The following is a 26,893-nucleotide window of genomic DNA, read 5'->3' on the forward strand; positions in this document are numbered from 1 at the left end:
ATTCACGGTTCGGCATGTCTTCCCGATTCTGTGGAAATACCCGGTTACTATACGCTCAACCGATTTTTTTGAAAAGAGTTCAAAAAAGTTGCATGGTGATATAATTACGCACGCGATATGCAAGGAGGTGCGATGGGCGTCCAGACGGATCAGCCAGCGGGTCAGACGAGGACCCGCAAGAGCGCAGCGACGCGCGAGAAGATCATGGCCGCCGCGACCGAGCTTATGGTCGAGCGCCGCGGCACGGGGTTTCAGCTTGTTGAGGTGTCCGAGCGCTGTGGCATGTCCAAGGGCTCGCTCTACTATTACTTCGCCGACAAGGGCGCGCTCGTCCAGGCGGTGTTCAACCGCGCGCTCGAGGACCTGGTGGCGGACATCGAGGCGATCGTGGCGCAAGCGCCCTCTGCCCGTGCGGCGATTTTGGGGCTCGTGGAGGCCGTGTCCCGGGCCATGCGGCCGGCAAGCCCGTTGACCCTGGCGCTCGCCCACGGCATCTGGGACGTGGAGCACGAGGTCCTGCCGCATGTGAAGGAGCACCTCGAGCGAATTATCGCAATCCTCGAGGCGCAGCTCGAGCGCGCGAAGGGGGAGGGCATCGTGCGTGCGGATACGAGGTGCCATTTCGTCGCGGTCGCCGTCATCGGCGCGTTCGCGATCACCGAGTATGCCGATTCTGGAACCGACGACGCCGAAGACACCGAGGCGTTCGTGCACGGCGTGCTCGACATGATCTTCCACGGCATCGGCGTGGAAGCGTAGGGGTGTTTTGCTTCTGGGGACATGCCGGAGCGTAGAGCTCTGGGCTTTGTTTTGCGCTCCCACGACCTGGTCCTACCTTGGAGCCGGGGTTTTGGGTTGCCAATCTAAACGCCCGTGATTCGGGAGAGGCTCCTACCTGCATAATCCTGTGATCAAGCTGTATAAAATTGCCCTGCTCAAATTGCAGTCTCATAGGCACTTTATATAAAAGATTGTCAGGGGTACGATTTTTGGGTGCCAATCGCCCATAGGCGCTATACCTCCTGATATTTTCCCAGTTGAATCCTGCGGAAACGCTGGGGGTCTCCGACCTATGGGGAAAGCGCACCCGAAAATCGTACCCCTGACAATATGTAATATGTATTCATGGGGTTTGAGACGGTCCTGACCAGGCGTCAGGCTGTCGCAGGATGTGCGTGTAGCGCCGTTGCGCGATGTGTCGTGATGAGGCATCGGAATGTTGCTCAGCAGAAACGATAGGATGCTGCAAGAGGTGGGTGCCAGCTGTTATGACTTCGATTCACCATGCCACTCAGTGGATGCCGTAGGGGTTCGGCGTATTGAGAAAAGGGTTGCTTCGGTTTGGGGTGAGCGGCGTTAGTGAGGGGGGTCGAACGGTTTCCAATCGTAGGCACTGAGGGGAAATTCGTCATCGTACCCAACCTCCCCGATCCATCCCAGGTCGATGTTGCTTCCGAGTTCAGGAAGCCCTGGTGAACCGCGACCGAGCATGTGGTCAAAAGCGACTTCCCCTGTGTCGCCGATATCGAGCGTAGACGATATGAAGCCATCCGCGTCGGTGTCGATGACAGTAACGAGCACGGAGAGTGAATCCGTGTCGACAGCATCAACGTGGACGATGGCTCTGCAGAGAATGGGTCCTCCGGCGCTGGGTGCATTAACGTAGCTGAGAACGGCGAAGACGATTGTCGCCGCAAAAAAGAGCGCAAGCAACGCGGTGGCAAGAGCGCGGAGTACGGTTTCGCGGCCCATATCGTCTCCTAAAGGTTCGGCGACGCTGTCACTAGGGCAGCTCGTTGAGCTGATCTTCTCCGTAGCGCTCCAAGATATCCTGCTTTAGTTGATCAAATGCGGGAATGTGGTCGTTAATGACCGTCGTTGCGAGGTTCTGGGCGAGTACAGCATCGTAAATATGTGTCGTGTCGTTGCGGTCCCGCAACATGCGCAGCCACGTCTCCTCGTCAAGGAAGTCGAAGAAGCGATACGCGTGCTTGATGATTTCGCGGGGCGAACCTGATGCGGCAATTGAGTCTCCCTCAAAGGTGAGAAGGGCTTTGAGGAGCTTTCAGGATAGTTCAAATTGGAGCGAGAATTAATCGATGATGCCGCTTTGTATAACAACGTTCGTCAGGTCCTGTTGAGGAGCGCGCGTGAGTACATCGAGTGCGGAGCAATAGTTATCAAACTTCTTCATAGAGCACAACCCCATCGCGTTTGATTTCCGAACGAAGTTCTTCCGATTTGACGGTATCAAGATTGATGACATCAACTCCCAATACCGACCACAGGTCGTTCTGCACGGCGTCCTCGAAGGCCTCTGGTACAGGACATCCCTCGATGGCTACGTCGACGTCACTCTTGACTAGATTGGTCCCCCGGGCGCGGGATCCGAAAAGGATAACGCGGCGCGTGCCGGTGCGCGCCGCGTTATCAGCAATTTGTCGATACACCTGCTCGATGGGAACCATGTGAATCCTTTCGCGAACTCAGGTCTATGGTTTCCGTTCTCTCACATGATGGCTGCGGCCACGATGTAGGCGACGTAGAGCAGCACGAACACGATGCCGTTGCGCCTGCTCATCGTGTGGCGCGGCCCGATGTAGGCGAACGCGATGAGTGCGGCGGTTGCCAGCGCGAGCAGGATGAGGTCGGGGTTGTAGGACGCGGCGTAGGGAACGGTGGTCACGAGCGCCGGCAGGCCCATGACAAGCAGCAGATTCGCCACGTTGGATCCCACGACGTTGCCCACGGCGAGGTCGGTGTTGCCGCGCAGCGCCGCCACGACGCTGGTGATGAGCTCGGGCAGGCAGGTGCCGAGCGCGATGACGGTGATGCCGATGAGGCGCTCGCTGATGCCCAGGCTCTCGGCGAGGGACACGGCGTGGTCGATCGTGAGGTCGGCGCCGACCTTGAGCAGGCCGATGCCCGCGACGATGAGGACGATGGCGGCAAGGGGATGCGTGCGGGCGCGGTCGATGAGCGCGCGGATGCCGCTCTCGACGGCCTTCTCGAGCTCAGGGGCGTCGGCGTCAGCCTCGGCATCTTCCTCCTGGTCGCCCTCGCGCATGCCGACGACGATCGTGCGCGCCATGAAGGCGGCGAAGGCGATGAGCAGGATGATGCCGTCGATGAGAGACAGGCTGCCGTCCAGGTTCGCCAGCAACGCGAGCAGGCCGATGGCGGCGATGCTCGCCGGCACCTCGAAGCGCTGCGTCTGGCGTGTGAGGCGAATGGGCGCGATGACGGCGGATAGGCCGAGGATGAGCAGCAGGTTCGCCAGGCAGCTGCCCACGACGTTGCCGACGGCCATGTCGGAATAGCCGCTGGCCGCCGAGCTCACGCTCACGACGATCTCGGGTGCCGCCGTGCCGACGGCGACGAGCGTGAGGCCGATGACGCGGTCGCTCATGCCGAAACGCCGCGCGATGCCGCACGAGCCGTCGACGAGGAAGTTCGCGCCGAAGATGAGCAGGGCGAATCCTATAACGATGAAAATGAGGTCAAGGACCATCTTCCCTCCGATCCCACATGCGATCCGGCGGGTCCCTATCTTTCCGCCGGCGCACGCGATGTACATACACGCACTACGTTTACCCGCTCAGAGGCGGTTTCTGGAAGAGCCGGAGGGCGCATCCAGACGGAATGCAAATATGTGAGGGAATTGGGGACAGATAGTGGAAACGCGATGGCCGCCTGAGCTCCGCTGCCGTCGACGGTCTAGCGACAGGTGAAGGCGTAGGTGACCTCACCGGCGTCGAAGGTTGCAGTGATGGCGTAGCGCCAGCCCGGCTCGAGGGTAAGCGTTGCCTCGCCGTCCGTAAGCGCGGTCTCGACCGTCTCGGCGGGAAGCGCGGCGGGATCGAGGGCGGCGGTGCCGCCGGCGCGCGTGGCCGCTTCGGCGAGGGCGTCTTCGCTCCAGCGCTCGACCGCGACGGCGCGCACCTCGTCATCGAAGCTCACACGTGTCTCCGTGGCGCCGTCGAGACGGGCGTCGGGCAGCTCGTCGCGCTCGATCTGCACGGGGGAGGGTGCATCGGAGGCGATCGTTGCGGCCTCGCAGTCGTGCTCAACGGTCCAGGTGTAGCTGCAGATCTGGGGCGTCAGTGTGACCTGGGCGAGCTCGGTTGTGTACTCGATGGCCGCGTGCGCGGGCTGCCCCGGGTCGCGCTCGACGGAGAGCTGCTCGATCAGGTCGGCGTAGGGGGCGACGTCGTCGGGCGATCCCTCGTCGATGACCTCGACGCGCGTGATGCCCGGGTACTGGCCGGGGTAGCTCTCGAGCATGATGCCGTTGCCGGTGACCTCCACCACGTTGCCGCTCGTGAGGTCGGCGGCCGCGATGGGGTTGCCGTCCGCGTCGACGATCTGGGCGTCATCGAGCGTGGGGATGTAGGGCGTGCCGGTGGCCTGGTTCACGAACAGCGGGCTTCCGTCATCCAGGATGATGACGAGGGCCTCCTCGGCGACGGAGTTCTCCTCCGCGCTGCCAGCGGGGGCAGAGCTCCTGTCGATTCCCGTCATGCTGCCGCCTTTCGTTACGGTTCCGGTCGTGCAGCCGCCAATGAGCGCCGCGGTGAGAAGTGCCGCCGCGGCCGTGCGCGCGGTTGCGCCTCGAAGGTTGTGTCCCATGGCTCGCCTTTCCGGTCGGTCGTGTTCGCGCCATCCTACCATGGGTAACCCGGATGCCTCATCCCCGTTGCGCCCGCGCGGCCCGGCTGCAGACGGTATACAGAACCTGCAGATAGGGTGAGTGGGCCCGCGCGACGCGAAGCGTCCCGCGGGCCCGCTTGTGAGCCGTTAGCTTTACGTGCAGCTTATTCGCTACTTCTTGAGCATCCAGACGAAGCTCCAGCTCGGCATGTCGACGGTCTCGATATCGGACACCGCACCGCTCACCAGGTCAGTGTAGGTGCCCGCCTCGGGCATCCAGATCGTCTTGGCATCGTCGCTGAAGTTGAAGACGGCGTGCAGCTCCTCGCCGTCGGCGCGACGCACGATCCACAGGATGGAGAGGTCGCTGTAGTCCTTGGTGTAGACCTCGGCGTCGGCGGAGAAGACCGGCTCGGTGCGGCGGATCTCCTCAAGCTCCGACAGGGCGTCGAAGATGCGCTGCTGGACGGTACCGGGCTGCTCGATGGCGCGCGTGAGGTCCCAGTCGAACTTCCCGCGGTGGATGTAGCGCGAGTCCTCGACCTTCTCAGGGTCGTCCTTGTAGGTGTAGTCGTTCACCTGGCCGACCTCGTCGCCGCTGTAGATGATGGGCAGGCCGGACTGCGTGAACACGTAGGCATGCAGCATGATGTCCTTGCGGATGGCCGTGACCATCGCTGCCTCGTCGCCCTCGAAGCCGGCGGCCTCGATGCCGCACATGGAGGCGGTGGTGGCGCAGAAGCGCGCGTCGCCCGTGACGGGGTCGGCGTTGTAGAGCTCGCCGCGGCTCACGCTGCCGGGGGTGAGTCCGCAGAAGTAGTCGTTCAGGAACTTCTTGTGCGGCACCTCGTACATGCCCCACTGCTCGAGCGAGTCGTAATCGAGGCCCCAGCCGATGTCGTCGTGGCAGCGCAGGTAGTTCAAGAACGTGTACTCATGCGGCAGGCCGTAGACGGCGTCGAGCTGCTGGCGGAGCAGCCGCACGTCGCGCGTGGCGACGGTGTGCCAGGTCGTGGCCATGGTGGTCACATTGTAGAGCATGTGGCACTCGGGCTTCTCGACCGTGCCGAAGTAGGGCACGACCTCCACCGGCGCCATGACGACCTCACCCAGAAGCACGATGCCCGGGCAGACGATCTCGCCGATCATGCGCATCATGCGGACGATGGTGTGGACCTGCTTGAGGTTGCGGCAGTTCGTGCCCAGCTGCTTCCAGATGTAGGGCACCGCGTCGATGCGGATGATGTCCATGCCCTGGTTCGCCAGGAACAGGAAGTTGTACATCATCTCGTTGAAGACGCGCGGGTTGCGGTAGTTCAGGTCCCACTGGTAGGGATAGAACTGCGTCATGACGCACTGGTCGAGCTCGGGCAGGTAGGTGAAGTGGCCGGGCGCGGTGGCGGGGAAGACCTGCGGCACGTCGCGGGTGTAGCGGTCGATGATGCCCTGGTCCTTCACGAAGAAGTAGCGGCTCATGTACTCGCCCTCGCCCGCACGCGCGCGGCGCGCCCACTCGTGGTCCTCGGAGGTGTGGTTCATGACGAAGTCCATGCACAGGCTGATGCCGCGGTCATGGCACTTGTCGGCGAGCTCCGCAAGATCCTCCATGGTGCCGAGCTCGGGGTTCACGCGGCGGAAGTCCTTGACCGCGTAACCGCCGTCCGAGCGGCTCTTGTCGGAGGGCGTGTCGAGGAACGGCATGAGGTGGATGTAGTTCACATGGCAGCGCTCGATGTAGTCGAGGTTCTCCTCGACGCCCTTGATGGTGCCGGCGAAGTTGTCGATGTACATCTGCATGCCGAGCATGTCGCTTGAGCGGTACCAGGCGCCCGCGGCCTCGCGCTCGGCGTCGAGGGCCTTGAGCTTGGCGGAGCGCTCGTCGAAGAAGCGCTTCATCTGGTCGCAGAGCTCGGCGAACATGTCGCCGTTGTCGTAGAGCTCCATGTAGAGCCAGCGCAGCTCGTCGTGATGGCGGGCGAGGCGCTCGGCGAAGAGCTTGTCGTCGGCTTCCTTCTGCTTTTTGGCCGCCGCCGCGCTGACCTTCTTGGCGGCAGGCTTCTTCGCTGCGGTCTTGGTGGCCCTTGTGGTCTTGGCGGGCGCCGGCGCGGCCTTGGTGGCCTTCGGCGTCGATGCGCTCTTGGCCGCCGTCTTCGCGCCGGTCTTGGGGGCGGCTGCCTTCTTGGTTGCCGTGGTCGAGGCGGCCTCGGTCGCCTTCGACGCCGTCTTGGTCTCCTTGGCCGTTGCGCTCTTCGCGGACGCGGCAGTCGTCTTCTTGGCTGCTGCGGTCGTCGCCGCGGGTGTGGTCCTCTTCTCGCTGGCGGCCGCGGTCGCCTTCGTCGTGGATGCGGTCTTCGTCGTGGTCGTCTTCTTGGCCGCCTTGGGCTCGGCGGTATCTGAGGTCGCTTGGGAGGCAGGCTTGCGGGTGGTCGCCATGGTCCCATCCTTCCTACTCGTATCTCGGTATTCGCATTCATTCTATGGTGTCTACGAGCGGATTTATGCAACAGGAGGCCGGGTGGGCAAGACTCGTGGCAATCGTCTATATCCGCTATGGGAACGATATCGCAAAAGGGTTGGTTGCGCGCGTTTTCTGGGTGGTGACGTCGGGAAGCGCGGCGCGCGCGGGATGGCGCGGGCGCGGTGGATGGCACTGGCTGCGGTTCGGGTGCGCACTCGGGGCGCGATCGGCCCGAACCGCCCAGTTCCCTTCCGCGCACAGACGAGCATGGGCGGTGCGCTTCCTGACGCGCGCGGGCAAACGGTTTTTCAGCGCGGATTTCGCCGCTTCGCAACCTCGACCTCCTACTTTCAGTACTTTTTTCGAGGACTCTCGTGAAGAGCGGGTATCCGGTTGAAATATGAGCAGAAAAACCGCAGGTAAATGGCTATATCGTTTTGGCTGTTTTCAGGGTCTACTCGTGACGGCTCCAAAAAAGTACTGAAAGTGGGCCCTCCTCGTTTCGCGGGGCTCGGTTTCCGGCGGATTCGTGCACGCGATGCCGCACCGGGCGGGGCAGGTGCCGGGTGGCGTACACTCGTGGCGGTCAATATGAGTGAAAGGGGTCGGACATGGCGATCGAGCGTATCGCGTTTATCGGTAGGGGAGCCGTCGGGCTTCTTCATGCGAGCATCATGGCGGAGCATCTGGGGCCGGGCGCCGTCGAGTTCGTGATGGATGACGAGCGCTTCGCACGCCATGCGGGCGACGTGCCGCGCATCAACGGTGAGCCGTGTCGCGTGCCCACGATCTGCGCGAGCGAGGCGACCCCGGTCGACCTCGTCATCCTCACGGTCAAGGCCACGGGCCTTGCGGGCGCGCTCGATACCATGGAGGCGCTCGTCGGTCCGGACACGCGCATCCTGTCGCTTCTGAACGGCGTGACGAGCGAGGGCATCATCGCCGAGCGATATGGGTGGGAGCGCATCGCGCCGAGCATCACGCAGGGAATGGATGCCGTCTTCATGGACGGGGAGCTCACCTACACCCATCCCGGCGAGATCCGCCTGGGCGCGGGGATGAGGACGGCTCGCGGCGTCGTGGAGGATATCGATGACGCGCTCACGCGCGGCGGCATCGTCCATACGGTCGAGGCGGACATCGTCCGCCGCATGTGGGTGAAGCTCATGCTGAACGTCGGCATCAACCAGACCTGCATGGTCTACGGCGGGACCTACGGCAGCGCGAGCGAGCCGGGCAGCGAGCAGAACCGTTGCTTTATCGCCGCCATGCGCGAGGCGCTTGCGGTAGCGCGCGCCGAGGGGGTCGACGTGACGGAGGCCGACCTTGCCGAGATGGCCGAGCTCACGGCATCGCTCGGTGGGGCGGGCATGCCGTCGATGGCGCAGGACCGCATAGCGCGCCGACCGACCGAGGTCGAGCTCTTCGGGGGCACGATCGTGCGCCTGGCCGAGCGCCACGGGATCCTCGTGCCGCAAAACCGCTGGCTCTACCAGCGCATCCGCGAGATCGAGGCGAGCTGGTAGGCTACCACGTCCCCGATGAGGACACCCCGCTTACTGCTCGGAGCTCACGTAGCTCTCGTCGATGGTGACCTTCACGATGGTGCGCGGGTAGTGGTCCGCGACGATCTGCTTTACGCGGCGGCGCAGCTGCTCCTCGGTGAGCGGAAGGTCGGTCGGGCGCACGCAGTCGAAGATGACGTTCGTGTGCGTGGGGCCGGGCACGGTCCGAAGATCGTGGATGGTGATGCGCGGGTCGATGATCTTCACGGCCTGGTTGATCCAGTTGCGCATGTCGTTCACGGTCGGGTCGTCGGTCACGATGGGGTCGTAGTGCAGCGTGACGATGAGGCCGTCGTCGTTTTTGAAATCCTGCTCGATGTTGTCGATGAGGTCGTGGCTCTCCATGGGGTCGGCCTCGGCGGCCATCTCCACGTGCGCGCTCGCGAACTGGCGGCCGGGGCCGTAGTCGTGCACCATGAGGTCGTGGGTGCCGAGCACGCCGGGGTAGCTCATGATCTTGGCGCGGATGTGCTCGACGAGCTCGGGCGAGGGCGCCTGGCCGAGCAGCGGGTTCACCGTGTCGCGCACCAGCCCGATGCCGCTCCATATGATGAAGGCGCCCACGGCCGCGCCGGCGACGCCGTCGAGCTGGATGCCGCAGACGTGCGAGATGGCGGCCGAGGCGAGCACCGCCGCGGTCGAGATGACGTCGTTGCGCGAGTCGACGGCGGTCGCCTGGAGGGTCTCCGAGTCGATGCGGCGCCCGATGGTGCGGTTGAACGCCGCCATCCAGAACTTGACCGCGATGGAGAGCACGAGGATGAGCACGAGCGTGCCGTTGAACTCGACCGGAGTGGGGTGGAAGATCTTTTCGACCGAGGAGCCCACGAGGTTGATGCCGATGGCGAGCACGAGCGCGGCGACCACGAGGCCCGCGAGGTACTCGTAGCGCCCATGGCCATAGGGGTGCTCGGGGTCGGCCGGGCGGCTCGCCAGCTTGAAGCCGAGCAGGCTCACGATGTTGCTTGCCGCGTCGGACAGGTTGTTCACGGCGTCGGCGACGATGGAGACGGACCCCGCGACGATGCCGATGGCGCCCTTCGCCACGCAGAGCGCGACGTTGCACACGATGCCCACGATGCCGGCGAACTGGCCGTAGGCGGTGCGCACGGCGGCGTTCGCCGTGTCGTCGGCGTTCGGTATGAAGTGGCGGATGAGCCAATCGATCATGGGCGGTCCTTCCGGCAAAAAGACGCGGGCGGCAGGATGTGCCGCCCGCGCAGGGTGTTGCAATCAAACGGATTGTAGGCGTTTTCGCCGCTCCGCGCGAGGGTGGGGGCGGCGGGCACGTGGCGATTCCGGGCACCTGCCGTTACCGGGAGCCCCCGATGGCGTCGGCCGCGATGATGGCGTCGCGCACACCCGCGGGCGTGACCGCGAAGGGGAGGTTGCCCATGGTGTCGGTCGGCGCGCAGGCGTCTCGCGCCACGGCGTCGATCAGCTCGCGGGAGGCGTCCTCGATGCCGAGGGCGGCGAGCGTCGTCGGAAGGCCGACGGCCCGCATGAGGCCCAGCACCTCGTCGAGCTCTTTTGTCGGGGCGTTCTCGAGCACGAGCTGGACGAGCACGCCGAACGCGACCTTCTCCCCGTGCATCGAGCGGGCCGCCTCGGGCCTGCGCGCCAGCGCGTTGTTGACGGCGTGGGCGGCGGCAAGGCCGCAGGATTCGAAGCCGATGCCGGACAGCAGCGTGTTCGCCTCGATAATGTTCTCGACGGCGGGCGTGAGGCAGCCGGCGTCAAGGGCCGCCTTCGCCTTCACGCCGTCTTCCATCAGGGTGTCAAAGCAGCTGCGGGCAAGCGCGAGCGCCGCCCTCGTCATGGTGCCGCCCCCGCAGACGGCAGCGCCGCTCGCCGCGCACGCGCGGGCCTCAATGTAGGTGGCGAGCGCATCTCCCATGCCGGCGACGGTCAGGCGCACGGGCGCGGCGGCCGCGATCTCGGTGTCCATAAGGACGACGTCGGGGCTCGCGGGCAGGTAGAGGTAGCGGTCGAAGGTGCCGTCTTCGCGGTAGATGACCGAAAGGGCGCTCACCGGGGCGTCCGACGAGGCGGCGGTGGGGCAGACGATGACGGGTGCGCCGAGGGTGTGCGCGACCGCCTTGGCGGTGTCGATGACCTTGCCGCCGCCGATGCCGATGATGACGTCGCAGCCGCGCTCGCGGGCGAGCGAACGCAGGCGCTTGATCTCGGCGTCGGTGCATTCGCCGCCGAACGGCTCGAGGGCAAGCATCGCCCCCTCGCGCTCGAAGCCGCGCTTGATGGCGGCTCCCATGCGCTCGATCGCCGCGGTGCGGGCGATGCCGAGTGCGCTCGATCCGAAGGGCGCCGCATGGGCGCCGAGCTCGGTTATGGCGCCGGGCCCCTGGATGTACCTGCTGGGACTCTTATATATACGGGACATGCATTCTCCTTCTGTCTGTCCCCGATGAGGACACCCAACATCTTGGTCAAGACCCCAACTTGTGCCGTTCGCGTATCGGTGAGCGGTCTTGTTGTGGAGGTTTCTCCACGAGTTGACCGCAAGACGGAAAATAGCCGCCGCAGGTCAGGCGGCTGCGCGGTTTTTTCGACCCCGCAGCGGGGTGAGAGAACGTTTTATGCACGGAAAAAAGCACATTGCGCGTGACCTGCCAAAACACAATATGTAGTGAGGGCTTCAAAAGAAGCTCACACCATCTAGTGAGAAACCTTGTCGTATAGTTAGGACCCGGCGCTGTCCGCCACAGGGAACAGGCGGGTGCGGTACCCCTCGTGTTCCCTGTGGCGAACGAGCGCAATTGGACAGTCGGACCCTATCGAAAGGTTGTGTGCATGAAGATCATCAAGCGCAACGGCACCGAAGTCGCCTTCGACATCGACAAGATCTCGAACGCCATCCGCGGCGCCAACCGCGAGGTGAAAGAGGAAGAGCGCATGACCGAGCGCGAGATCGTGTTCGCGTCTCAAAACGTTGCTGAGGCATGCGAGAACGCCGGCCACACCGTGTCGGTCGAGGAGATCCAGGACCTCGTCGAGGACGAGATCATGGCGCTCGACCACTACGAGGTCGCCCGCCACTACATCATCTACCGCTACGTTCAGAGCCTGAAGCGCCAGAAGAACACCACCGACGACAAGATCCTGTCGCTCATCGAGTGCAACAACGAAGAGGTCAAGCAGGAGAACTCCAACAAGAACCCGACGGTGAACTCCGTGCAGCGCGACTACATGGCCGGCGAGGTCTCCAAGGACCTCACGCAGCGCGTCCTGCTGCCGCACGACGTGGTGGAGGCGCACAACGAGGGCCTCATCCACTTCCACGACTCGGACTACTTCGCGCAGCACATGCACAACTGCGACCTGGTGAACCTCGAGGACATGCTGCAGAACGGCACTGTGATCTCCGGTACGCTCATCGAGCGCCCGCACAGCTTCTCCACCGCCTGCAACATCGCCACGCAGATCATCGCCCAGGTGGCGAGCTGCCAGTACGGCGGCCAGTCCATCTCGTTGACGCACCTGGCGCCCTTCGTCGAGGTCTCCCGCCAGAAGATCCGCGGCCAGGTGGACCGTGAGCTTGAGGAACTCGGCGTCGACGCCACCGAGGAGAAGATCGCCGCCGTGGTCGAGGACCGCCTGCGCGACGAGATCCGCCGCGGCGTCCAGACCATCCAGTACCAGGTCGTGACCCTCATGACCACGAACGGCCAGGCGCCGTTCGTGACGGTGTTCATGTACCTGAACGAGGCCCGCACCGAGGCCGAGAAGCACGATCTGGCCATGATTATCGAGGAGACGCTGCGTCAGCGCTACGAGGGTGTGAAGAACGAGGCCGGCGTGTGGATCACCCCCGCCTTCCCGAAGCTCATCTACGTGCTGGAGGAGGACAACGTCCACGAGGACTCCCCGTACTTCTATCTCACGCAGCTCGCGGCCAAGTGCACCGCCAAGCGCATGGTGCCCGACTACATCTCCGAGAAGATGATGCGCAAGCTGAAGCTGTCGGCCGGCGAGACCGAGGGCAACGGCGATTGCTACACCTGCATGGGCTGCCGCAGCTTCCTGACGCCCGACCGCTCCGGCAACGGCTACGACAACGTGGCGCGCGCCAAGAACTACGAGCCCGGCAAGCCCAAGTACTACGGCCGCTTCAACCAGGGCGTCGTGACCATCAACCTGCCCGACGTCGCGCTGTCCTCGCACGGCGATGCCGACAAGTTCTGGGAGATCTTCGACGAGCGCTTGGAGCTCTGCCACAAGGCCCTCATGTGCCGTCACGAGCGCCTGAAGGGAACGCTGTCCGACGCGGCGCCGATCCTTTGGCAGTACGGCGCGCTGGCGCGCCTGGACAAGGGCGAGACGATCGACAAGCTGCTCTACGGTGGCTACTCCACGATCAGCCTCGGCTACGCGGGCCTGTACGAGTGCGTGAAGTACATGACGGGCGCGAGCCACACCGACGAGCGCGGCCGCAGCTTCGCCCTCGCCGTCATGCAGCACATGAACGACAAGTGCGCCGAGTGGAAGGCCGAAAGCGACATAGACTTCTCGCTCTACGGCACGCCGCTCGAGTCGACGACCTACAAGTTCGCGAAGTGCCTGCAGCGCCGCTTCGGCATCATCCCGGGCGTGACGGACAAGGGCTACATCACGAACAGCTACCACGTGCACGTGAGCGAGGAGATCGACGCGTTCGACAAGCTGAAGTTCGAAAGCGACTTCCAGCAGCTGTCGCCCGGCGGCGCCATCTCCTACGTCGAGGTCCCCAACATGCAGGACAACCTCAAGGCCGTCATCCGCGTCATGCAGTACATCTACGACAACATCATGTACGCGGAGCTGAACACGAAGAGCGATTACTGCCAGGTGTGCGGCTACGACGGCGAGATCCGCATCGTGGAGGACGACGGCAAGCTCGTGTGGGAGTGCCCGAACTGCGGCAACCGCGACCAGGAGAAGATGAACGTCGCGCGCCGCACGTGCGGCTACATCGGCACGCAGTTCTGGAATCAGGGCCGCACCGAGGAGATCCGCGACCGCGTGCTGCACCTGTAGGGGCAGGCGGAAACAAGAACCGATGACGCACCCGACGCACTTTTCCTCCGGGGAAAGTGCGTCGTTTCATAAGGGAGGCCGGAGCGTGAACTACGCAGAGATCAAGCATTTCGATATCGCCAATGGCGAGGGCGTGCGCACGACGCTGTTCGTGTCGGGCTGCCGGCGCGGGTGCCCGGGATGCTTCAACTCCGGGGCATGGAGCTTCGAGGCGGGGCAGCCCTTCACGCGCGAGGTTGAGGACGCGATCTTGGAGAGCCTGGCGCCCGCCTACATGGACGGCCTCACGCTGCTCGGCGGCGAGCCGATGGAGCCCGAGAACCAGCGCGGGCTCGTGGCGTTCGTCGAGCGCGTGCGCGAGCGCTACCCGCGCGGGTGCGGCAAGACCATCTGGTGTTTCACCGGCGATACGCTCGACGAGCTTGTGGACGGCGGGCGCCATCACACCGAGGTGACCGACCGGCTGCTCGACGCCATCGACATCCTAGTCGACGGCCCGTGGGTGCAGGAGCTCTACGACATAACGCTCCGCTTCCACGGCTCGTCGAACCAGCGGGTGATCGACCTCAACGCCACACGCGAGGCTGCCTCTGCTCAGGGCGTTCCGCTTTCAGATGCCGTGGTGCTCTGGCAGGACGAGGAAGTCTACACGACGCACACGATGTAGCGGGTGCGCTCCGCGGGGCGTAGGCGCCCCGGGGGCGATCGCTTGCATCGTATGCATCCAACTTGCCAAAAGTCCCGCCAAGAGCGGCTCTTGGCGGGACTTTTGGCAAGTTGGTTGAGCGCGACCTCCTGAGTGCGGGCCTCTTCTCGGGGACGCCCGCGCCGAGCTCGCTGCGTCGAGAGCGTCTGCCCGCGCGCGGCGTCTGCCGGCGCAGTGGTACCATAGCGTGGTCATTGCGGGCCCTATGTTGGGAGGATCCATGGTCGATCAGGAAAAGGTGCGCCAGGCGGTCCGCCTGCTGCTGGAGGGCATCGGCGAGGACCCCGCGCGCGAGGGCCTGCTCGAGACGCCCGATCGCGTGGCCCGTATGTACACCGAGCTTGCGGGAGGGATGGACGAGGACGCCGCGGCGCACCTCGCCAAGACGTTCGCCGTGCGCGCCGACGACCTCGTGATCGAGCGCGACATCACCTTCTATTCGCTGTGCGAGCACCATCTGCTGCCGTTCTATGGCACGGTGGCGATCGGCTACGTGCCGCGCGGGCGCGTCGTGGGCCTCTCCAAGCTTGCGCGCACCGTGGAGGTTTTCGCCCGCCGCCTGCAGCTGCAGGAGCGCCTGACCGCCCAGATCGCCGACGCCCTGATGGACGATCTGGGCTGCGCCGGCGCCATCGTGTACGTGGAGGCCGAGCACATGTGCATGACCATGCGCGGCGTGCAGAAACCCGGGACGGTCACCGCCACCTGCGCGCGGCGCGGCGCCTTCGAGGAGGACCCCGCGCTCGAGGAGCGCTTCTTCCGCATGTTGGGGCGCGCGTAGTGGACGGATGTCCCGTGCCCCATCCGGACGGCGCCCGGCGTCGGGCGGACCTGCCGCTCGGACTCGCCGCCATGCCCCGTGTGGACGCCATCGTGCGCCATCCGCTGTTCTGCGACCAGCTCGCGCGCATCGCGCGGGCAGAGCACGACCGCGTCTTCTGCCGGCATGACCTCGCGCACCTCATGGATGTCGCCCGCATCATGTGGATCGGCAACCTGGAGCAGGGACTGGGGCTTGACCGCGAGCTCGTCTACGCGTGCGCGTTTCTGCACGACATCGGCCGTGCGGCCCAGTACGAGACGGGTGAGCCGCACGACGTCGCGGGCGTCCGCATCGCGGGCGAGATTTTGGGTACGGTAGATGACGGCTGTGCATTCTCCGCGGAGCAGCGGGAGATGTTGCTGGATGCGGTCGGCGGGCATCGCGGCCCTGCGGCTCGCGCCGACGCGGCGCCGCTCGCATGCCTGTTGCATGCGGCCGACAAGGCGTCGCGGCCCTGTTTCGCCTGCCCCGCCCGCACGGAATGCTACTGGCCGGAGGAAACCAAGAACCTCGCCGTGCGCATCTAGCTTTGCGGCCTTTGCGCGCGGGAGGCGGTATGCGTAAAGGAGCGAACTTATGGGAAAGAAGCATCAGAAGCATCTGCCGGAGAAAGCCACGCCGATCGAGGGGGCCGAGCTCGCCCGGAGGGACGCGGGCCTGCCCGCTACGCGCACCGCGCTCGCGCGCGTGACGCACGAGGACCTCTCGCGCGCCGACAAGATCCACATCGACGGCCTCGAGGTCTTTGCGAACCACGGCGTGTATCCCGAGGAGCGCGCGCTGGGGCAGAAGTTCGTCGTCTCGCTCACGCTCTACACGAGCCTGCGCGAGGCGGGCAGGACCGACGACCTGCGCGCGTCGATCGACTACGGCAAGGTGTGCCACGACGTGGACGCCTTTTTGCGCGAGCATGTGTTCAAGCTGATCGAGGCGGCGGCCGAGGGGCTGGCGGACGACCTGCTCGCCCGCTACGGCGCCCTGCTGGGCGTGCGCGTGCGCCTCGAGAAGCCATGGGCGCCGGTGGGGCTGCCGCTGCGCACCGTCGCCGTGGAGATCGAGCGCACGCGGTAGCGCCGCCGCGGATGAGACGGCGCTGGCGGCGCGCGTGAAGGGGACGTACGACCGGGCGCGCGGAGCGCCGTGCGCCCGCCTGCGCGCAGGCCAAGGCGCGGGTGGCGGGGGCTCAGACGTCGGCGACCTCGCGCGCGGGGCGGCGCAGCAGCGCGGAGAGCTCGCGGTTCGCCGGGCACCAGGTGTCGAGCAGCGCGTGGAAGCGGGCGTTGTGGCTCGGCTCCATGAGGTGCGTGAGCTCGTGGGCGACGACGAACTCGAGGCAGGCGGGCGGGTAGGCGGCCAGCTTCGTGTTGATGCGCACGGCGCGCGTCGCCGGCGTGCACGAGCCCCAGCGGCTCCTCATGCTGCGCAGGCTCCAGCTGCTCGCCGCCACGCCCATGCGGTCCTCGCAGCGTGCTGCGACCCCGGGCAGCAGGCGGGCGACCTCGCGGCGGTAGAGCTCGGCGACCAGGCGGTCGTACTCCTCGACCGGGAGGCTCGCGAGTCCGTCCTCGTCGCGCGCGGGGGCGGCGCCGAACGTCGCGGGCCGCGCGGCGGCGCCGAAGCGCACGCCCGCCCGTCTCAACGCGTCGGCCAACGGGACGAGGGACCCCCAGAGCGGCACGCTCGCGCGGTCCTCGGCGCGCCGCGGTTCGGCTTCCGCCTCGGCGCGCCTGCGCACGCGCTCGCCGATCCAGGCCGCTCGCCGGTCCAGGAATTCCTGGGCGACCTCGACGCGCGTGAGCGCCGGGATGCTCATGACCACCGAGCCGTCGCCGCGCACGCGCAGGTTGAGGTTGCGCACGCGCTTGCGCGTGACGGTCACGGGGATGCGGGCGCCGTCGGCGTCGACATGGAGCGTGAAGGGGGCGGAGACGGGGGTGCTGTTCGATCGGTTCATGCGCCCCAGCATAGCAGACGGCCGGCCTTGCGTATCGGTCCGCCCGTGCGGGGTCGGCTCCGGTCGCATCGAGCCGGCGAGGCGGATCCGACCGCGGACGCCGGCGCGCAGCGCGTCGGATCCGTCGGGGCCGGCGGCGGCATCCGTCGCCCCAGCGGCATCCGCGCCCGTTCGTCTCGAAAAGCTTACCCGATGCTGACGGGGGCCGACGCGCTCCCTACAATGGTCAAAGATCTTCGACCGTCGAGGTGAGGGGCCGTTCCATGCACGAGGACCGCGATATCCGACGCGCCGCCGATGGCGCGGGGCGCTCTGTGCCCGACGCCGCTGCGCTCGCGGACTCCGCGTGGGACTCCTTCGCGCCGCGCCGCATGGCGGAGCTGGCAGAAGAGTTCTCGTCTTGCCGCCAGGCGTTCATCGCGCTCGGAAACGAGAACCGACAGCTGATCTTCATCGAGCTGCTGCGCCACTGGGGCGGCATGCGCGTGGGCGAGCTCGCCGCGTGCGCCAACCTGTCGCGCCCGGCCGTCTCGCATCATCTCAGGGTGCTGCGCGAGGTGGGCCTCGTGGACATGTACGAGGTGGGGACGAGGAGCTTCTACCATGTGGGCGCCGACCTCGCCCTGTGGGGCCGGATGGCGCGCCTGGCAGGCGATGCGGCGGGCTTCGTCAGGCAGGTGGCGCGCCGCGCCGAGAGCAGGGGCGAGGGCTGCGGCGGCATGAGGATCGGCTAAGCGGACGTGCAGAGGGGAGAGGGCGCGATGGATGATGGAAATCGCCCGTTCGGGACGGTAGGTGCGCTGGGGCCTGGAGCGATGCGGAGCTCCTCGACGCCATGGGGGCGCGCCACTCGGTGCGCAGGTACCGGGACCGGCGGCTTGATGCCGATGTGCTGCGGGCGCTCCAGGAGGTGATCGATGCCTGCAACGAGGCGGCGGGGCTGAGCTTCACGCTCGTCGCGGATGACCCGTCCGCCTTCGACGGCGTCCTCGCGCACTACGGATCGTTCCGCGGCGTGCGCAACCACGTGGCGCTCATCGGGAGCAAGGGCCCGCATCTGGACGAGACGGTCGGGTACTACGGCGAGCAGGTCGTGCTCGCGGCGCAGCTGCTGGGGCTCAACACCTGTTGGGTCGCCATGACCTACAGCAGGCGCGGAGACTCCCCTGTGAGGCGCGGGGAGGGACGCCCGGCGGTCCTTGAAGGTGGATGTGGGCGATGCAACCATGATCAACCTGCCTTCGTCCTGTTGATGCTACGTTATCCGTTCGCGAGTAATCGTAGGCGATGCAGCCTTTCGGTTCTGTCGGCAGAGGGTGTATGAAGCGTATATGCGTGTAGGGCGACTGCGTAGGGCAGGGCCTTCGGGGACGCGACGTGGATTCTCCGTGGCGCCCTCGGTGTTCGCCATGGTCGTATTGCTGCCGTGCGCGGAGGGTGTCGGAGCGGAGCCGCCCGCGTCGCTATAATGTGGGGTCACGCGTACAGGCTGCGGCCGCCCGCAGGGGCTCGTATCGCCGCAACCGGGAAAGGACATACCTCATGATCAACGTGGCCATTCTTTTCGGCGGCATCTCCACCGAGCACGATATCTCGCTCAAGTCCGCCGACAACGTCATCAACCAGCTGCCCCGCGACCGCTTTGCCCCGGTGCTGATCGGCATCGATCGCGACGGCGCGTGGTTCCACTACACCGGCGATGCGGCGGATGTCGTCACGGGCGCCTGGGAGGAGCATGACGTGAACCCCGTCGTCCTCATTCCCGGGCGCGGCGAGGGCGATGCGCGCGGCGGCATGCTCGAGCTGGTCGACAACGAGTTCGTCGAGCTCGATGTCGACGTGGCGCTGCCGGTGCTCCACGGTCAGGGCGGCGAGGACGGCACCGTCCAGGGCATGCTCGAGAGCTGCGGCATCCCGTATGTCGGCTGCGGCGTGATGGCGTCCGCGGTGTGTATGGACAAGGACGCCTCGCACCGTCTCGCGGCCGCCGCCGGCGTGCGCTCCCCGAAGTGCGAGGTGCTCTGGCGCGGTGCTGCCGACGAGGACTGCCTGGCGGTGGTGGAGCGCCTCGGCGGCTACCCCGTGTTCGTGAAGCCCGCGCGCGGCGGCTCGTCGATCGGCGTGTCCAAGGCGGTCGACGAGGCCGCCTACCGCGAGGCGCTCGAGGCGGCGTTCGCGCTCGACGAGAAGGTCGCCGTCGAGGAAGCCATCTGCGGCGTGGAGGTCGGCTGCGCCGTCATGGGCGACGCGGTCTCCGGCACCACGATGGGGGCGGTCGACGAGATCGTCATCTCCGGCGACGGCTTCTTCCGTATCCATCTGGAGAAGGACCCCGGCGCGAACACGGAGCTGCGCTGCCCGGCGGACCTTCCCGCTGATGTCATGGAGCGCGTGCGCGCGGCGGGCACGACCGTCTACGAGGCGCTCGGCTGCTCGGGCTTCGCCCGCGTGGACCTGTTCGTCACGCCCGAGGGCGAGGTCGTGTTCAATGAGGTCAACTCGACGCCTGGCCTTACGTACTACTCGCGCTTCCCGCAGATGATGCGCGTGGCGGGCCACGAGCTGGGCGAGGTGCTCGGCCAGCTCATCGACGCGGAGCTCGCGAAATAGCGTGTGGGACCTGTGACCGAGGGTAGCCTGCGCGCTTTTCGGGTATAGTGACCAGCACACGCCGCAGCCCACGAGGGGCGCGGCGATGACCATGAAACGAGGATTCACATGTCCAACCAGGGTAAGAAGGTCCGCGCGCACTATCGCGGCACGCTCGATGACGGCACCCAGTTCGATTCCAGCTACGATCGCGGCGAGCCCATCGAGTTCACCTGCGGCGCCCATCAGATGATCCCCGGCTTCGATGCCGCCGTCATGGACATGGAGGTGGGCGAGAAGAAGACCGTCCACATCCCGTGCGCCGAGGCTTACGGCGAGCGCAACGAGGACCTCGTGCTGCACTTCCCGGCGGCCCAGGTGCCGAATATCGAGGAGATCAAGGTCGGCGACCGCCTGTTCCTCTCCGGCCCCGCAGGCCAGCCCATCCCGGTGACCGTCGTCTCCGTCGATGCCGAGGGCGTCGACTTGGATGCCAACCACGAGATGGCCGGCAAGGACCTCAACTTCGATATCGAGCTCGTCGAGGTGCTCGACTAGCCCGCGACACGCATCCGCTGCCATGTGGAGAGGCGCGACCGACACCCCGGTCGCGCCTTTTTGTTTTATTAGGGAAACTCCTTGCGGTATTATAGTTCGCTACAGATAACTAATGAGCCGAAAGGACATGCCATGCGTCTGCGCGAATCGGGTGAGGACTATCTGGAGGCGATCCTCGTGCTGAAGCGGCAGCACGGCGCGGTCCGCGCCATCGACATCGCCGCGCACCTGGGCGTCACGAAGGCGAGCGTCTCGAAGGCCATGGCCGCGCTCGAGGACAAGGGGTTCATCGAGGTGGTCAAGCGCGACGTGCGCCTGACGCAGGAGGGTGCGCGCGTGGCGCACGAGATTCTGGAGCGCCATGTGTTCTTCCGCGACCTGCTCATCTCCGCGGGCGTGGCCCCGGAGGTGGCCGCCGAGGAGGCGTGCCACATGGAGCATTGCCTGTCTGCGGACAGCTTCCAGAAACTCAAGGACTCGTGGGGAAGTAGGACGGACCTCCATGAGGGAAGGGCGACTCTTGCAGGAATCGCGACATCAAAGCGATGGAGTTGCTTCTTGATGTCCTCTCTGTAGCCTGCTGAGCACGGTACGCGAATGAGGCGTGAGTCTTGTGCGAGGAGTGCCAGACACCATCGGCCCAAATGCCATCGGGTAGAGAGAGCATAGCTTCTACCGCGAGCCAACACAGCCTGAGGAGAGCAACGGGTATACTCAGGTAACATAGGCGATTGGAGTTGAGGAGGGGAAATGAAGGCGCTGGACGTCGCGAGTGTTTTCGTCAATTGCTACGGAAATGCCATCAAACCAACTAATTTGAAGGTGAACAAACTCGCTTACTATGCTCAAGTCGAGTCGCTGAGAATGCGCGGTTGCGTATTGTTCGACGATGAGATTGAAGCTTGGAAGTACGGTCCGGTCGTTCCCTCCATCTATCATGCTTTCAAGGCTTTCGGCAGGGGCGTTATAACCTCAGCTCCTCAAGCCCAAGACGTTACCGAATCGGATGGGTGCGTTATCGAGTACGTCGCGAATACGTACGGTAAGTTAACCGCTTTTGATCTCGTCTCGGTGTCGCATCGAGATGGAGGTGCGTGGCGAAACGTGTATAGCGAGCACGAGGACAGGGTGATAACCGATAGGGACATCGTCGAGTCGATTGATTATCTTGGAGTATCCGGAATTGGAGGAACGCTTGATGCCGGAATTCGTGGGGTAATCAATTCGATTCCCAATGTTCTGAAGATGCTGGAAAACTCGTGACCGAAGACGAGGCGAAAAGCGTCGGATGCATAGTCTTCGACGAGGAGTTGGTTTGGGCTATTGCCGAAACGATTTACGATCTCCACTCGAGCATATCGAAGGCTGGGGCATGTTTCGACCCGTTATCAGGTGCTTCAGAAGAAGCAAAACTGAGTGTCATCGGAAGGCTTGCGAGCACGGTCAACACTTGTTTCGGTGTTGTATTCGAGTCCCGCCCGGATGAGCGGTATGACGGAGATGTGTTCTTGCAGGTGTCGAAATTCTGCTTCATGCTGGCGAAAGACCATGTGTTTCTTGATGGGAACAAGCGGACGGCGCTCATCATCTCCCTAGCCATTCTCCAGCGAATCAAGGGCATCATGGTTTCCGTCTCCGACTCATCGGATCCGAGTGAGAACGAGCTGTACAAGTGGATACAGAGTATTGTTGCAGGAGATGGCGATGTTGATTCCCTATCGGCCATCCTGCGCGAGCGGGCTCGATTCGGTAGCTATTGAGACCATGGGTGACATGCAGGTCAGCTGATATGGGCGAAGGATTAGAGGGCGAGGGCGGGTTCTGTTGTGGCATATCCCGCCCTCGCTGCCGTCGGTTGAGTGGTTTTCCGTCAGGTTGACATGCTACAGGTTCTTCACCTGCATGGCGCGCATGGCGTTCAGGATGGCGATGATGGCCACGCCCACGTCGCCGAACACCGCGAGCCACATATTGGCTATGCCGAGGGCCGCCAGTACGAGGATGGCGATCTTCACCGCGAGGGCGAACACGATGTTCTGCCACACGATGCGCATGGTCTTGCGGGAGATACGGATGGCATGGGAGATCTTGGACGGCTTGTCGTCCATCAGCACCACGTCCGCGGCCTCGATGGCGGCGTCAGACCCCATGGCGCCCATGGCGATGCCCACGTCAGCGCGGGTGAGCACGGGCGCGTCGTTGATGCCGTCGCCCACGAACGCGAGCTTGGCGTCGCCCTGCTCGAGCGACAGCAGGCGCTCGACGGCGTTCACCTTGTCTGCGGGCAGCAGCTGCGCATGCACCTCGTCGAGCCCGAGCTTTGTGCCCACGGCCTCGGCGACGTCGCGCCTATCGCCGGTGAGCATGACGCACTTTTTCACGCCGGCGGCGTGCAGGTCGCGGATGGTCTCGGCCGCATCGTCTTTCACCACGTCGGCGATCACGATATGGCCCACGTACTCGCCGTCGACCGTGACGTGCAGGATGGTGCCGGTGAGGTCGCACTCGTGCCAGCGGGCGCCGTGCTCGCGCATGAGCTTGTCGTTGCCGACGAGGACCACGTGCTCATCCACGTTCGCCGACACGCCGTGGCCCGATTCCTCATGCGCGTCGCGGATGCGCGCCTGGTCGATCTCGCCGGAGTAGGCCTGGCGCACGGACACCGCGATGGGGTGGTCGGAGAACGCCTCGGCGTAGGCGGCGTTCGAGAGCACGTAGTCGGGGTCCACGCCCGTCTCGGGATGGATGGCCACGACGTTGAACGTGCCGTTCGTGAGGGTGCCCGTCTTGTCGAACACCACGGTGTCGACCTTCGAGAGCAGCTCGAGGTAGTTCGAGCCTTTGACGAGGATGCCCAGCTTCGACGCGCCGCCGATGCCGCCGAAAAACGACAGCGGGACGCTGATGACGAGGGCGCAGGGGCACGACACGACGAGGAACGTGAGGCCGCGCAGGATCCAGTCGGACCAGCTGCCCATACCGAGCAGCGGCGGAATCACCGCGAGCAGCACGGCGGCGCCGGTGACGATCGGGGTGTACCAGCGGGCGAAGCGCGTGATGAAGTTCTCGGTGCGCGCCTTCTTCTCGCTTGCGTTCTCCACGAGCTCGAGGATGCGCGAGACCGTGGACTCGCCGAAGGGCTTCGTGGTGCGGACGTGCAACATGCCGGTCATGTTGATGCAGCCGGAGATGATCTCCGCGCCGGGCTCGACGTGGCGCGGGATGGACTCGCCGGTGAGGGCGGCGGTGTCGAGCTGGCTCGCACCGCTCGTGACGACACCGTCGATGGGCACGCGCTCGCCGGGCTTGATGACGATGGTGTCGCCCACCTGGACCTCGTCGGGATCGACCTCCACGAGCTGTCCGTCCCGCTCGATGTTCGCGTAGTCGGGCGCGATGTCCATCAGGGCGCTGATGGATTTGCGGCTCTGGCCGACGGCATAGCTCTGGAAGAGCTCGCCGACCTGGTAGAAGAGCATGACCGCGGCGCCTTCTGCCATATGCGGCTCGGTCTCGGGGAAAAACACCATCGCGAAGGCGCCGATGGTCGCCACCGCCATGAGGAAGCTCTCGTCGAACGCCTGGCCGTGGCGGATGTTGCGCCAGGCCTTGCGCAAGACGTCGTAGCCCGCGATGAGGTAGGGGATGAGGAAGAGCACGAAGCTCGCGTACACGTCGCCGGGCGTGCCGAAGAGGCGCTCGAGCAGGCCGAGCTCGTCTATGGCGTACACGACGGCGAAGATGATGAGCGCGAGGATGATGCGGTTCCTCCAGCGCTTCTGTTTCTTGTTCATGAATCGATCACCTGGTTGTTCTATACTCGATGTGTCAACGGTATGAGATGTGCCGGTTGAATCGAGCCGCCTTGCGCCCAGCCCGCGCCAGGCGGCTTTTTTTGCATGCGGCCGGCAGGATGCGGCCCCGCCTGCGCGGGAACCCATGGGCAAGGGTTACCGCGCAGGCGGGGCTGGTCGCGCCTAGCGCAGGATCTCGCAGTCCGGCTCGAGATCGGCGGTGAGCTTAACCACGCGCTCGAGTACGTCGTCGAACGCGTCGTCGGCGGCGGTCAGGGTGAGCTTCTGCGTCATGAAGTTGACGCTCACCTTCTCGACGCCGTCGACGTTGGCGATGGCATCCTCGAGCTTCTGCGCGCAGTTCGCGCAATCGATCTCGTCGAGCTTGAAAGACTTACGCATGATGGGATCCTTTCTTTCGGCGCTTACGCGCGCGGTTAGTAACGTACTAATGAAGTCGGCCTTCACTCGCAGATGTGGCTCATGCCCTGGTTGAGCATGGTGTAGACGTGGTCGTCGGCGAGCGAGTAGTTGATATTGCGCCCGTCGCGCCTGAACTTGACCAGGTGCGACTGCTTTAAGATGCGCAGCTGGTGGGACACGGCGGATTGCGAGGTCGAGGTCGCCTCGGCGATGTCGGCCACGCACAGCTCGCGGCCCATGAGGGCGTAGAGGATCTTGATGCGCGTGGTGTCGGAGAACACCTTGAACAGGTCCGCGAGGTCGTAGAGGAGCTCCTCGTCGGGAAGGTCCTCGGGCGAGCAGGTTGTCGCCAGCTGCTCGGGTGCCTCGGTCTGCGGCTGGTTGGCTGCCATTCCTGCCTCCTTTCAACATATGAACAATCATTCATATTTCTATCGTCTCTGATTATATGAGCGCATGTTCATATGTCAATGGGTTTTTCCCAAGTGGCAGGTTTTCTTCGGCAGGTGTAGAGAGACAGTGCTGCTGGCTGCCACTGAGGCGGTGCTATGGCGCGTGTACGGGAATTCTTTTGAAACTATTTAACGACTATCGTTAAATAAGGGTAGAAGAAGGGTGACCGAATCCTCTCGACAGGAGGTGGCCCCATGAAGGTGATCGATGCGCTGCGTGCGCTGTGGACCGACCACACGGACCAGGGGCGGCACGGCGCGATCAGCCTCCTTGTCGATGCGGCATGGGCGGGCATGTGGCTGTGCCGGGTCGGGTGCGCGCTCTGTGCGATCGGCATCGCGCTGCAGATCGGGACGATTGCGGCGAGCTTTCCCGCCAGTATCGGCGATGTGTTCTCGTGGGAGTCGGTTGGATACGGCTACAACGATGCGGCCGGTATAAGCCGAATCGAGGTGTACCTCGTAAAAGACAAACGGGCCGGCTTCGTGCCCGACGCCTCGTATCTGCTGTTTGAAGCCGATGGCAGCATGCCGTTGGCAAGCGATTTGGCGCGCGCGACGTCGCTGGCGTTCGGCGCCGCGGTGCTGGCGGTGGGTGCCCGCTTCTTCCGTCGGGTCGGATCAAGCGGTCGTCCGTTCGAGCGCCCGCGTGCGCGCGAGCTTTCCGCTATCGGCCTGCTCGCCATCGCGGCGGCTGTGGTGCCCAACGTCGTGGGGCTTGCCGTCTCGACGTGGGCGACCAACGCGTACCTCATGTGGCCGCAATTCGTGTGGGGCGCGTGGGAGCCGGGTGTCGTCAACGGTTGGCTCGTGGTACTCGGCGCCTTCATCGTCATGATGGCGCGCGTGCTCGACTACGGTTGCATCCTGCAGGAGCAGGACGACCGGTTGCTGTAAGTAGGACCCGATTCGAAAGGGGCTGACGATGGGCGGATTGTGGCATCGGCTCATGAACGCACCGGAGGCGGGAGACCGGGCACGCGCGTTGAGTGAGCTCGCCGGGGAGGCGAAATGGGCCAGTCGGGCATGCCGGTTCGTGGCGGTCTTGATGGTGCTCGGCATCGTCGTCATCGTTTTGTTTTTCGTGGGACTCATCGCACCGAAGTTCATCGCCGAGGGAGCTTCGCTCAAGTCAATTGCCAGCGCGGGCACAGGCTTTACCGGTATCGAGCTCACCACGCCGGAACGCACGGCGACCTTTACGCTCGTCTCTGAGGATGGAACGACAACGATTGGAAAGTGGCTCGGGTATCTCTGCGTGCTCGCCGCGCTGATCGTTGCCTCGCGGGCGCTCGCGATAATCGCATCGACTCGGTCGCCCTTCAGCTACGCGCGCTCGCGCGAGATGAAGATCGTGGGCCTGCTGCTCGTATGCGCCGGGCTGGTCGCTCCGCTTGCGGGCACCCTGCTCGCGGTACTCGGCCTGGTGGTCTCGGGGTTTAGGGACAGCTTGAGCCTCTCGATGGCGTTCGAGGCCGCGTCGCTGCTCGCGGGTCTGGTGGTGATCGTGTTCGGGCGCATCGTCGACTACGGCTGCATCCTGCAGGAGCAGGATGACCGGCTGCTGTAGGATGGCGTCATGATCGTAACGAGATTGGACCGCGTGCTCGCGGATCGAAAAGTGACCGCCAAGGAGCTGTCCGAGCGTATCGGCATCTCCCAAGTGAACCTCTCGCGCCTGAAGACCGGCAAGATCAACGCCGTGCGCTTCTCCACGCTCGAGGCCATCTGCCGTGCGCTCGACTGCCAACCCGGGGATCTGCTCGAGTACATTCCCGACGACGAGCTGTCCGAGCGCCTGGGTCTGGCGGATGAATAGAAAGGTGTCCTCTGGGGGGACGGGGTAGTTTGGTGCCACTCTGCGCCCGGCCGGGCGCAGAGTGGCAC

The 26,893-nt window shown here is 64.8% G+C and carries 27 protein-coding genes and 2 pseudogenes; 17 read left to right on the forward strand and 12 right to left on the reverse strand.

Annotated features, from left to right (window positions below; translation table 11 throughout):
• Positions 1 to 132 precede the first annotated feature (132 nt).
• Entirely contained in the window at positions 133 to 759 is a 627-nt protein-coding gene (locus H6A21_RS07045) for a TetR/AcrR family transcriptional regulator (RefSeq protein ID WP_204561881.1), read from the forward strand.
• A gap of 597 nt (positions 760 to 1,356) precedes the next feature.
• On the opposite strand, the gene H6A21_RS07050 is transcribed toward H6A21_RS07045, so the two are convergent.
• From H6A21_RS07050 to H6A21_RS07075, 6 genes and pseudogenes are all read right to left on the reverse strand, one after another.
• On the reverse strand, positions 1,357 to 1,752 hold the full coding sequence (locus tag H6A21_RS07050; protein WP_204561885.1) for a hypothetical protein: 396 nt from the start codon (positions 1,750 to 1,752) through the stop codon (positions 1,357 to 1,359).
• Positions 1,753 to 1,783: 31 nt separating this feature from the next.
• Positions 1,784 to 2,053: pseudogene (locus H6A21_RS10960) on the reverse strand (HI0074 family nucleotidyltransferase substrate-binding subunit); the annotation flags it as partial.
• 127 nt (positions 2,054 to 2,180) lie between these two features.
• The gene (locus tag H6A21_RS07060) at positions 2,181 to 2,468 is read right to left on the reverse strand and encodes a nucleotidyltransferase family protein (RefSeq protein WP_204561889.1); all 288 of its coding nucleotides are present in this window, start codon (positions 2,466 to 2,468) and stop codon (positions 2,181 to 2,183) included.
• Between the two features lie 41 nt (positions 2,469 to 2,509).
• Positions 2,510 to 3,511: a calcium/sodium antiporter gene (locus tag H6A21_RS07065; RefSeq protein WP_204561903.1), complete on the reverse strand. Its 1,002-nt coding sequence runs from the start codon at positions 3,509 to 3,511 to the stop codon at positions 2,510 to 2,512.
• A gap of 206 nt (positions 3,512 to 3,717) precedes the next feature.
• On the reverse strand, positions 3,718 to 4,521 hold the full coding sequence (locus H6A21_RS07070) for a hypothetical protein (protein WP_204561905.1): 804 nt from the start codon (positions 4,519 to 4,521) through the stop codon (positions 3,718 to 3,720).
• Between the two features lie 300 nt (positions 4,522 to 4,821).
• The gene (locus tag H6A21_RS07075) at positions 4,822 to 7,083 is read right to left on the reverse strand and encodes an alpha-amylase family glycosyl hydrolase (protein WP_239462721.1); all 2,262 of its coding nucleotides are present in this window, start codon (positions 7,081 to 7,083) and stop codon (positions 4,822 to 4,824) included.
• A 636-nt stretch (positions 7,084 to 7,719) separates the two neighbouring features.
• Here H6A21_RS07075 and H6A21_RS07080 point away from each other — a divergent pair.
• Entirely contained in the window at positions 7,720 to 8,634 is a 915-nt protein-coding gene (locus H6A21_RS07080; RefSeq protein ID WP_204561908.1) for a ketopantoate reductase family protein, read from the forward strand.
• Positions 8,635 to 8,664: 30 nt separating this feature from the next.
• Here H6A21_RS07080 and H6A21_RS07085 read toward each other — a convergent pair whose 3' ends face one another.
• Together H6A21_RS07085 and H6A21_RS07090 are read right to left on the reverse strand one after the other, a co-directional pair.
• A complete protein-coding gene (locus H6A21_RS07085; protein WP_204561910.1) occupies positions 8,665 to 9,843 on the reverse strand; it encodes a cation diffusion facilitator family transporter in 1,179 nt (392 codons plus the stop codon).
• A gap of 142 nt (positions 9,844 to 9,985) precedes the next feature.
• The gene (locus tag H6A21_RS07090) at positions 9,986 to 11,074 is read right to left on the reverse strand and encodes a glycerol dehydrogenase (RefSeq protein ID WP_204561912.1); all 1,089 of its coding nucleotides are present in this window, start codon (positions 11,072 to 11,074) and stop codon (positions 9,986 to 9,988) included.
• Positions 11,075 to 11,484: 410 nt separating this feature from the next.
• Here H6A21_RS07090 and nrdD point away from each other — a divergent pair, with 410 nt between their 5' ends.
• The 5 genes from nrdD (at position 11,485) to folB (ending at position 16,307) form a co-directional block, all read left to right on the forward strand.
• Complete coding sequence (nrdD, locus tag H6A21_RS07095; RefSeq protein WP_204561915.1) at positions 11,485 to 13,707, forward strand: anaerobic ribonucleoside-triphosphate reductase; 2,223 nt, start codon at positions 11,485 to 11,487, stop codon at positions 13,705 to 13,707.
• Between the two features lie 85 nt (positions 13,708 to 13,792).
• The gene (gene nrdG, locus H6A21_RS07100) at positions 13,793 to 14,374 is read left to right on the forward strand and encodes an anaerobic ribonucleoside-triphosphate reductase activating protein (protein ID WP_204561918.1); all 582 of its coding nucleotides are present in this window, start codon (positions 13,793 to 13,795) and stop codon (positions 14,372 to 14,374) included.
• A gap of 259 nt (positions 14,375 to 14,633) precedes the next feature.
• On the forward strand, positions 14,634 to 15,194 hold the full coding sequence (folE, locus tag H6A21_RS07105) for a GTP cyclohydrolase I FolE (RefSeq protein WP_204561921.1): 561 nt from the start codon (positions 14,634 to 14,636) through the stop codon (positions 15,192 to 15,194).
• A gap of 14 nt (positions 15,195 to 15,208) precedes the next feature.
• A complete protein-coding gene (locus tag H6A21_RS07110; RefSeq protein WP_342589677.1) occupies positions 15,209 to 15,763 on the forward strand; it encodes an HD domain-containing protein in 555 nt (184 codons plus the stop codon).
• Positions 15,764 to 15,812: 49 nt separating this feature from the next.
• Positions 15,813 to 16,307, forward strand: a complete 495-nt coding sequence (gene folB / locus H6A21_RS07115; RefSeq protein ID WP_204561924.1) for a dihydroneopterin aldolase — start codon at positions 15,813 to 15,815, stop codon at positions 16,305 to 16,307.
• Positions 16,308 to 16,419: 112 nt separating this feature from the next.
• Here folB and H6A21_RS07120 read toward each other — a convergent pair whose 3' ends face one another.
• Complete coding sequence (locus H6A21_RS07120; RefSeq protein ID WP_204561926.1) at positions 16,420 to 17,190, reverse strand: M48 family metallopeptidase; 771 nt, start codon at positions 17,188 to 17,190, stop codon at positions 16,420 to 16,422.
• Between the two features lie 263 nt (positions 17,191 to 17,453).
• On the opposite strand from H6A21_RS07120, the gene H6A21_RS07125 reads away from it, so the two are divergent.
• The 7 genes and pseudogenes from H6A21_RS07125 (at position 17,454) to H6A21_RS11135 (ending at position 22,097) form a co-directional block, all read left to right on the forward strand.
• On the forward strand, positions 17,454 to 17,924 hold the full coding sequence (locus H6A21_RS07125) for an ArsR/SmtB family transcription factor (RefSeq protein WP_204561929.1): 471 nt from the start codon (positions 17,454 to 17,456) through the stop codon (positions 17,922 to 17,924).
• A 98-nt stretch (positions 17,925 to 18,022) separates the two neighbouring features.
• Positions 18,023 to 18,514, forward strand: a pseudogene (locus H6A21_RS07130) (nitroreductase family protein); the annotation flags it as partial.
• A gap of 218 nt (positions 18,515 to 18,732) precedes the next feature.
• A complete protein-coding gene (locus H6A21_RS07135) occupies positions 18,733 to 19,800 on the forward strand; it encodes a D-alanine--D-alanine ligase family protein (protein ID WP_204561935.1) in 1,068 nt (355 codons plus the stop codon).
• 108 nt (positions 19,801 to 19,908) lie between these two features.
• Positions 19,909 to 20,337: an FKBP-type peptidyl-prolyl cis-trans isomerase gene (locus H6A21_RS07140; protein ID WP_204561938.1), complete on the forward strand. Its 429-nt coding sequence runs from the start codon at positions 19,909 to 19,911 to the stop codon at positions 20,335 to 20,337.
• A 132-nt stretch (positions 20,338 to 20,469) separates the two neighbouring features.
• Positions 20,470 to 20,913: a metal-dependent transcriptional regulator gene (locus tag H6A21_RS07145; RefSeq protein ID WP_204561940.1), complete on the forward strand. Its 444-nt coding sequence runs from the start codon at positions 20,470 to 20,472 to the stop codon at positions 20,911 to 20,913.
• 174 nt (positions 20,914 to 21,087) lie between these two features.
• A complete protein-coding gene (locus tag H6A21_RS07150) occupies positions 21,088 to 21,600 on the forward strand; it encodes a Panacea domain-containing protein (protein ID WP_204561943.1) in 513 nt (170 codons plus the stop codon).
• Complete coding sequence (locus H6A21_RS11135) at positions 21,597 to 22,097, forward strand: Fic family protein (protein ID WP_204561946.1); 501 nt, start codon at positions 21,597 to 21,599, stop codon at positions 22,095 to 22,097. Before H6A21_RS07150 ends, H6A21_RS11135 begins: the two co-directional genes overlap by 4 nt.
• Before the next feature lie 123 nt (positions 22,098 to 22,220).
• Here H6A21_RS11135 and H6A21_RS07160 read toward each other — a convergent pair whose 3' ends face one another.
• The 3 genes from H6A21_RS07160 to H6A21_RS07170 all read right to left on the reverse strand — a co-directional run bounded on the left by H6A21_RS07160 (position 22,221) and on the right by H6A21_RS07170 (position 24,946).
• Positions 22,221 to 24,131 (reverse strand): heavy metal translocating P-type ATPase, encoded by a 1,911-nt coding sequence (locus tag H6A21_RS07160; RefSeq protein WP_204561949.1) that lies wholly within the window; start codon positions 24,129 to 24,131, stop codon positions 22,221 to 22,223.
• Positions 24,132 to 24,314: 183 nt separating this feature from the next.
• Positions 24,315 to 24,533 carry a cation transporter gene (locus H6A21_RS07165; RefSeq protein ID WP_204561952.1) on the reverse strand — a complete coding sequence of 73 codons (219 nt, stop codon included), beginning with the start codon at positions 24,531 to 24,533 and terminating at the stop codon, positions 24,315 to 24,317.
• 62 nt (positions 24,534 to 24,595) lie between these two features.
• Positions 24,596 to 24,946, reverse strand: a complete 351-nt coding sequence (locus tag H6A21_RS07170; protein ID WP_239462723.1) for an ArsR/SmtB family transcription factor — start codon at positions 24,944 to 24,946, stop codon at positions 24,596 to 24,598.
• A 255-nt stretch (positions 24,947 to 25,201) separates the two neighbouring features.
• Here H6A21_RS07170 and H6A21_RS07175 point away from each other — a divergent pair, with 255 nt between their 5' ends.
• The 3 genes from H6A21_RS07175 to H6A21_RS07185 are packed head-to-tail and all read left to right on the forward strand — an operon-like array spanning position 25,202 to position 26,825.
• Entirely contained in the window at positions 25,202 to 25,903 is a 702-nt protein-coding gene (locus H6A21_RS07175) for a hypothetical protein (protein ID WP_204561955.1), read from the forward strand.
• 28 nt (positions 25,904 to 25,931) lie between these two features.
• On the forward strand, positions 25,932 to 26,576 hold the full coding sequence (locus tag H6A21_RS07180) for a hypothetical protein (RefSeq protein ID WP_204561958.1): 645 nt from the start codon (positions 25,932 to 25,934) through the stop codon (positions 26,574 to 26,576).
• Between the two features lie 9 nt (positions 26,577 to 26,585).
• The gene (locus tag H6A21_RS07185) at positions 26,586 to 26,825 is read left to right on the forward strand and encodes a helix-turn-helix domain-containing protein (protein WP_204561961.1); all 240 of its coding nucleotides are present in this window, start codon (positions 26,586 to 26,588) and stop codon (positions 26,823 to 26,825) included.
• The last annotated feature ends 68 nt before the right edge of the window (positions 26,826 to 26,893 follow it).

It is taken from the genome of Collinsella tanakaei, assembly GCF_016902615.1.
GTDB classification, from domain to species: Bacteria; Actinomycetota; Coriobacteriia; order Coriobacteriales; family Coriobacteriaceae; genus Collinsella; species Collinsella tanakaei_A.

Coding starts and splice junctions, on each gene's coding strand:
- H6A21_RS07070 (WP_204561905.1), bottom strand. CDS start 4,521: ATGACGGGAATCGACAGGAGCTCTGCCCCCGCTGGCAGCGCGGAGGAG.
- H6A21_RS07080 (WP_204561908.1), top strand. CDS start 7,720: ATGGCGATCGAGCGTATCGCGTTTATCGGTAGGGGAGCCGTCGGGCTT.
- H6A21_RS07125 (WP_204561929.1), top strand. CDS start 17,454: ATGCACGAGGACCGCGATATCCGACGCGCCGCCGATGGCGCGGGGCGC.
- H6A21_RS07160 (WP_204561949.1), bottom strand. CDS start 24,131: ATGAACAAGAAACAGAAGCGCTGGAGGAACCGCATCATCCTCGCGCTC.
- H6A21_RS07085 (WP_204561910.1), bottom strand. CDS start 9,843: ATGATCGATTGGCTCATCCGCCACTTCATACCGAACGCCGACGACACG.
- H6A21_RS07165 (WP_204561952.1), bottom strand. CDS start 24,533: ATGCGTAAGTCTTTCAAGCTCGACGAGATCGATTGCGCGAACTGCGCG.
- H6A21_RS07120 (WP_204561926.1), bottom strand. CDS start 17,190: ATGAACCGATCGAACAGCACCCCCGTCTCCGCCCCCTTCACGCTCCAT.
- folB (WP_204561924.1), top strand. CDS start 15,813: ATGGGAAAGAAGCATCAGAAGCATCTGCCGGAGAAAGCCACGCCGATC.
- H6A21_RS07135 (WP_204561935.1), top strand. CDS start 18,733: ATGATCAACGTGGCCATTCTTTTCGGCGGCATCTCCACCGAGCACGAT.
- H6A21_RS07065 (WP_204561903.1), bottom strand. CDS start 3,511: ATGGTCCTTGACCTCATTTTCATCGTTATAGGATTCGCCCTGCTCATC.
- H6A21_RS07045 (WP_204561881.1), top strand. CDS start 133: ATGGGCGTCCAGACGGATCAGCCAGCGGGTCAGACGAGGACCCGCAAG.
- H6A21_RS07090 (WP_204561912.1), bottom strand. CDS start 11,074: ATGTCCCGTATATATAAGAGTCCCAGCAGGTACATCCAGGGGCCCGGC.
- H6A21_RS07180 (WP_204561958.1), top strand. CDS start 25,932: ATGGGCGGATTGTGGCATCGGCTCATGAACGCACCGGAGGCGGGAGAC.
- nrdD (WP_204561915.1), top strand. CDS start 11,485: ATGAAGATCATCAAGCGCAACGGCACCGAAGTCGCCTTCGACATCGAC.
- H6A21_RS07175 (WP_204561955.1), top strand. CDS start 25,202: ATGAAGGTGATCGATGCGCTGCGTGCGCTGTGGACCGACCACACGGAC.
- folE (WP_204561921.1), top strand. CDS start 14,634: ATGGTCGATCAGGAAAAGGTGCGCCAGGCGGTCCGCCTGCTGCTGGAG.
- H6A21_RS07185 (WP_204561961.1), top strand. CDS start 26,586: ATGATCGTAACGAGATTGGACCGCGTGCTCGCGGATCGAAAAGTGACC.
- H6A21_RS07170 (WP_239462723.1), bottom strand. CDS start 24,946: ATGGCAGCCAACCAGCCGCAGACCGAGGCACCCGAGCAGCTGGCGACA.
- H6A21_RS07145 (WP_204561940.1), top strand. CDS start 20,470: ATGCGTCTGCGCGAATCGGGTGAGGACTATCTGGAGGCGATCCTCGTG.
- H6A21_RS07075 (WP_239462721.1), bottom strand. CDS start 7,083: ATGGCGACCACCCGCAAGCCTGCCTCCCAAGCGACCTCAGATACCGCC.
- H6A21_RS07140 (WP_204561938.1), top strand. CDS start 19,909: ATGTCCAACCAGGGTAAGAAGGTCCGCGCGCACTATCGCGGCACGCTC.
- H6A21_RS07050 (WP_204561885.1), bottom strand. CDS start 1,752: ATGGGCCGCGAAACCGTACTCCGCGCTCTTGCCACCGCGTTGCTTGCG.
- H6A21_RS07150 (WP_204561943.1), top strand. CDS start 21,088: ATGAAGGCGCTGGACGTCGCGAGTGTTTTCGTCAATTGCTACGGAAAT.
- H6A21_RS07060 (WP_204561889.1), bottom strand. CDS start 2,468: ATGGTTCCCATCGAGCAGGTGTATCGACAAATTGCTGATAACGCGGCG.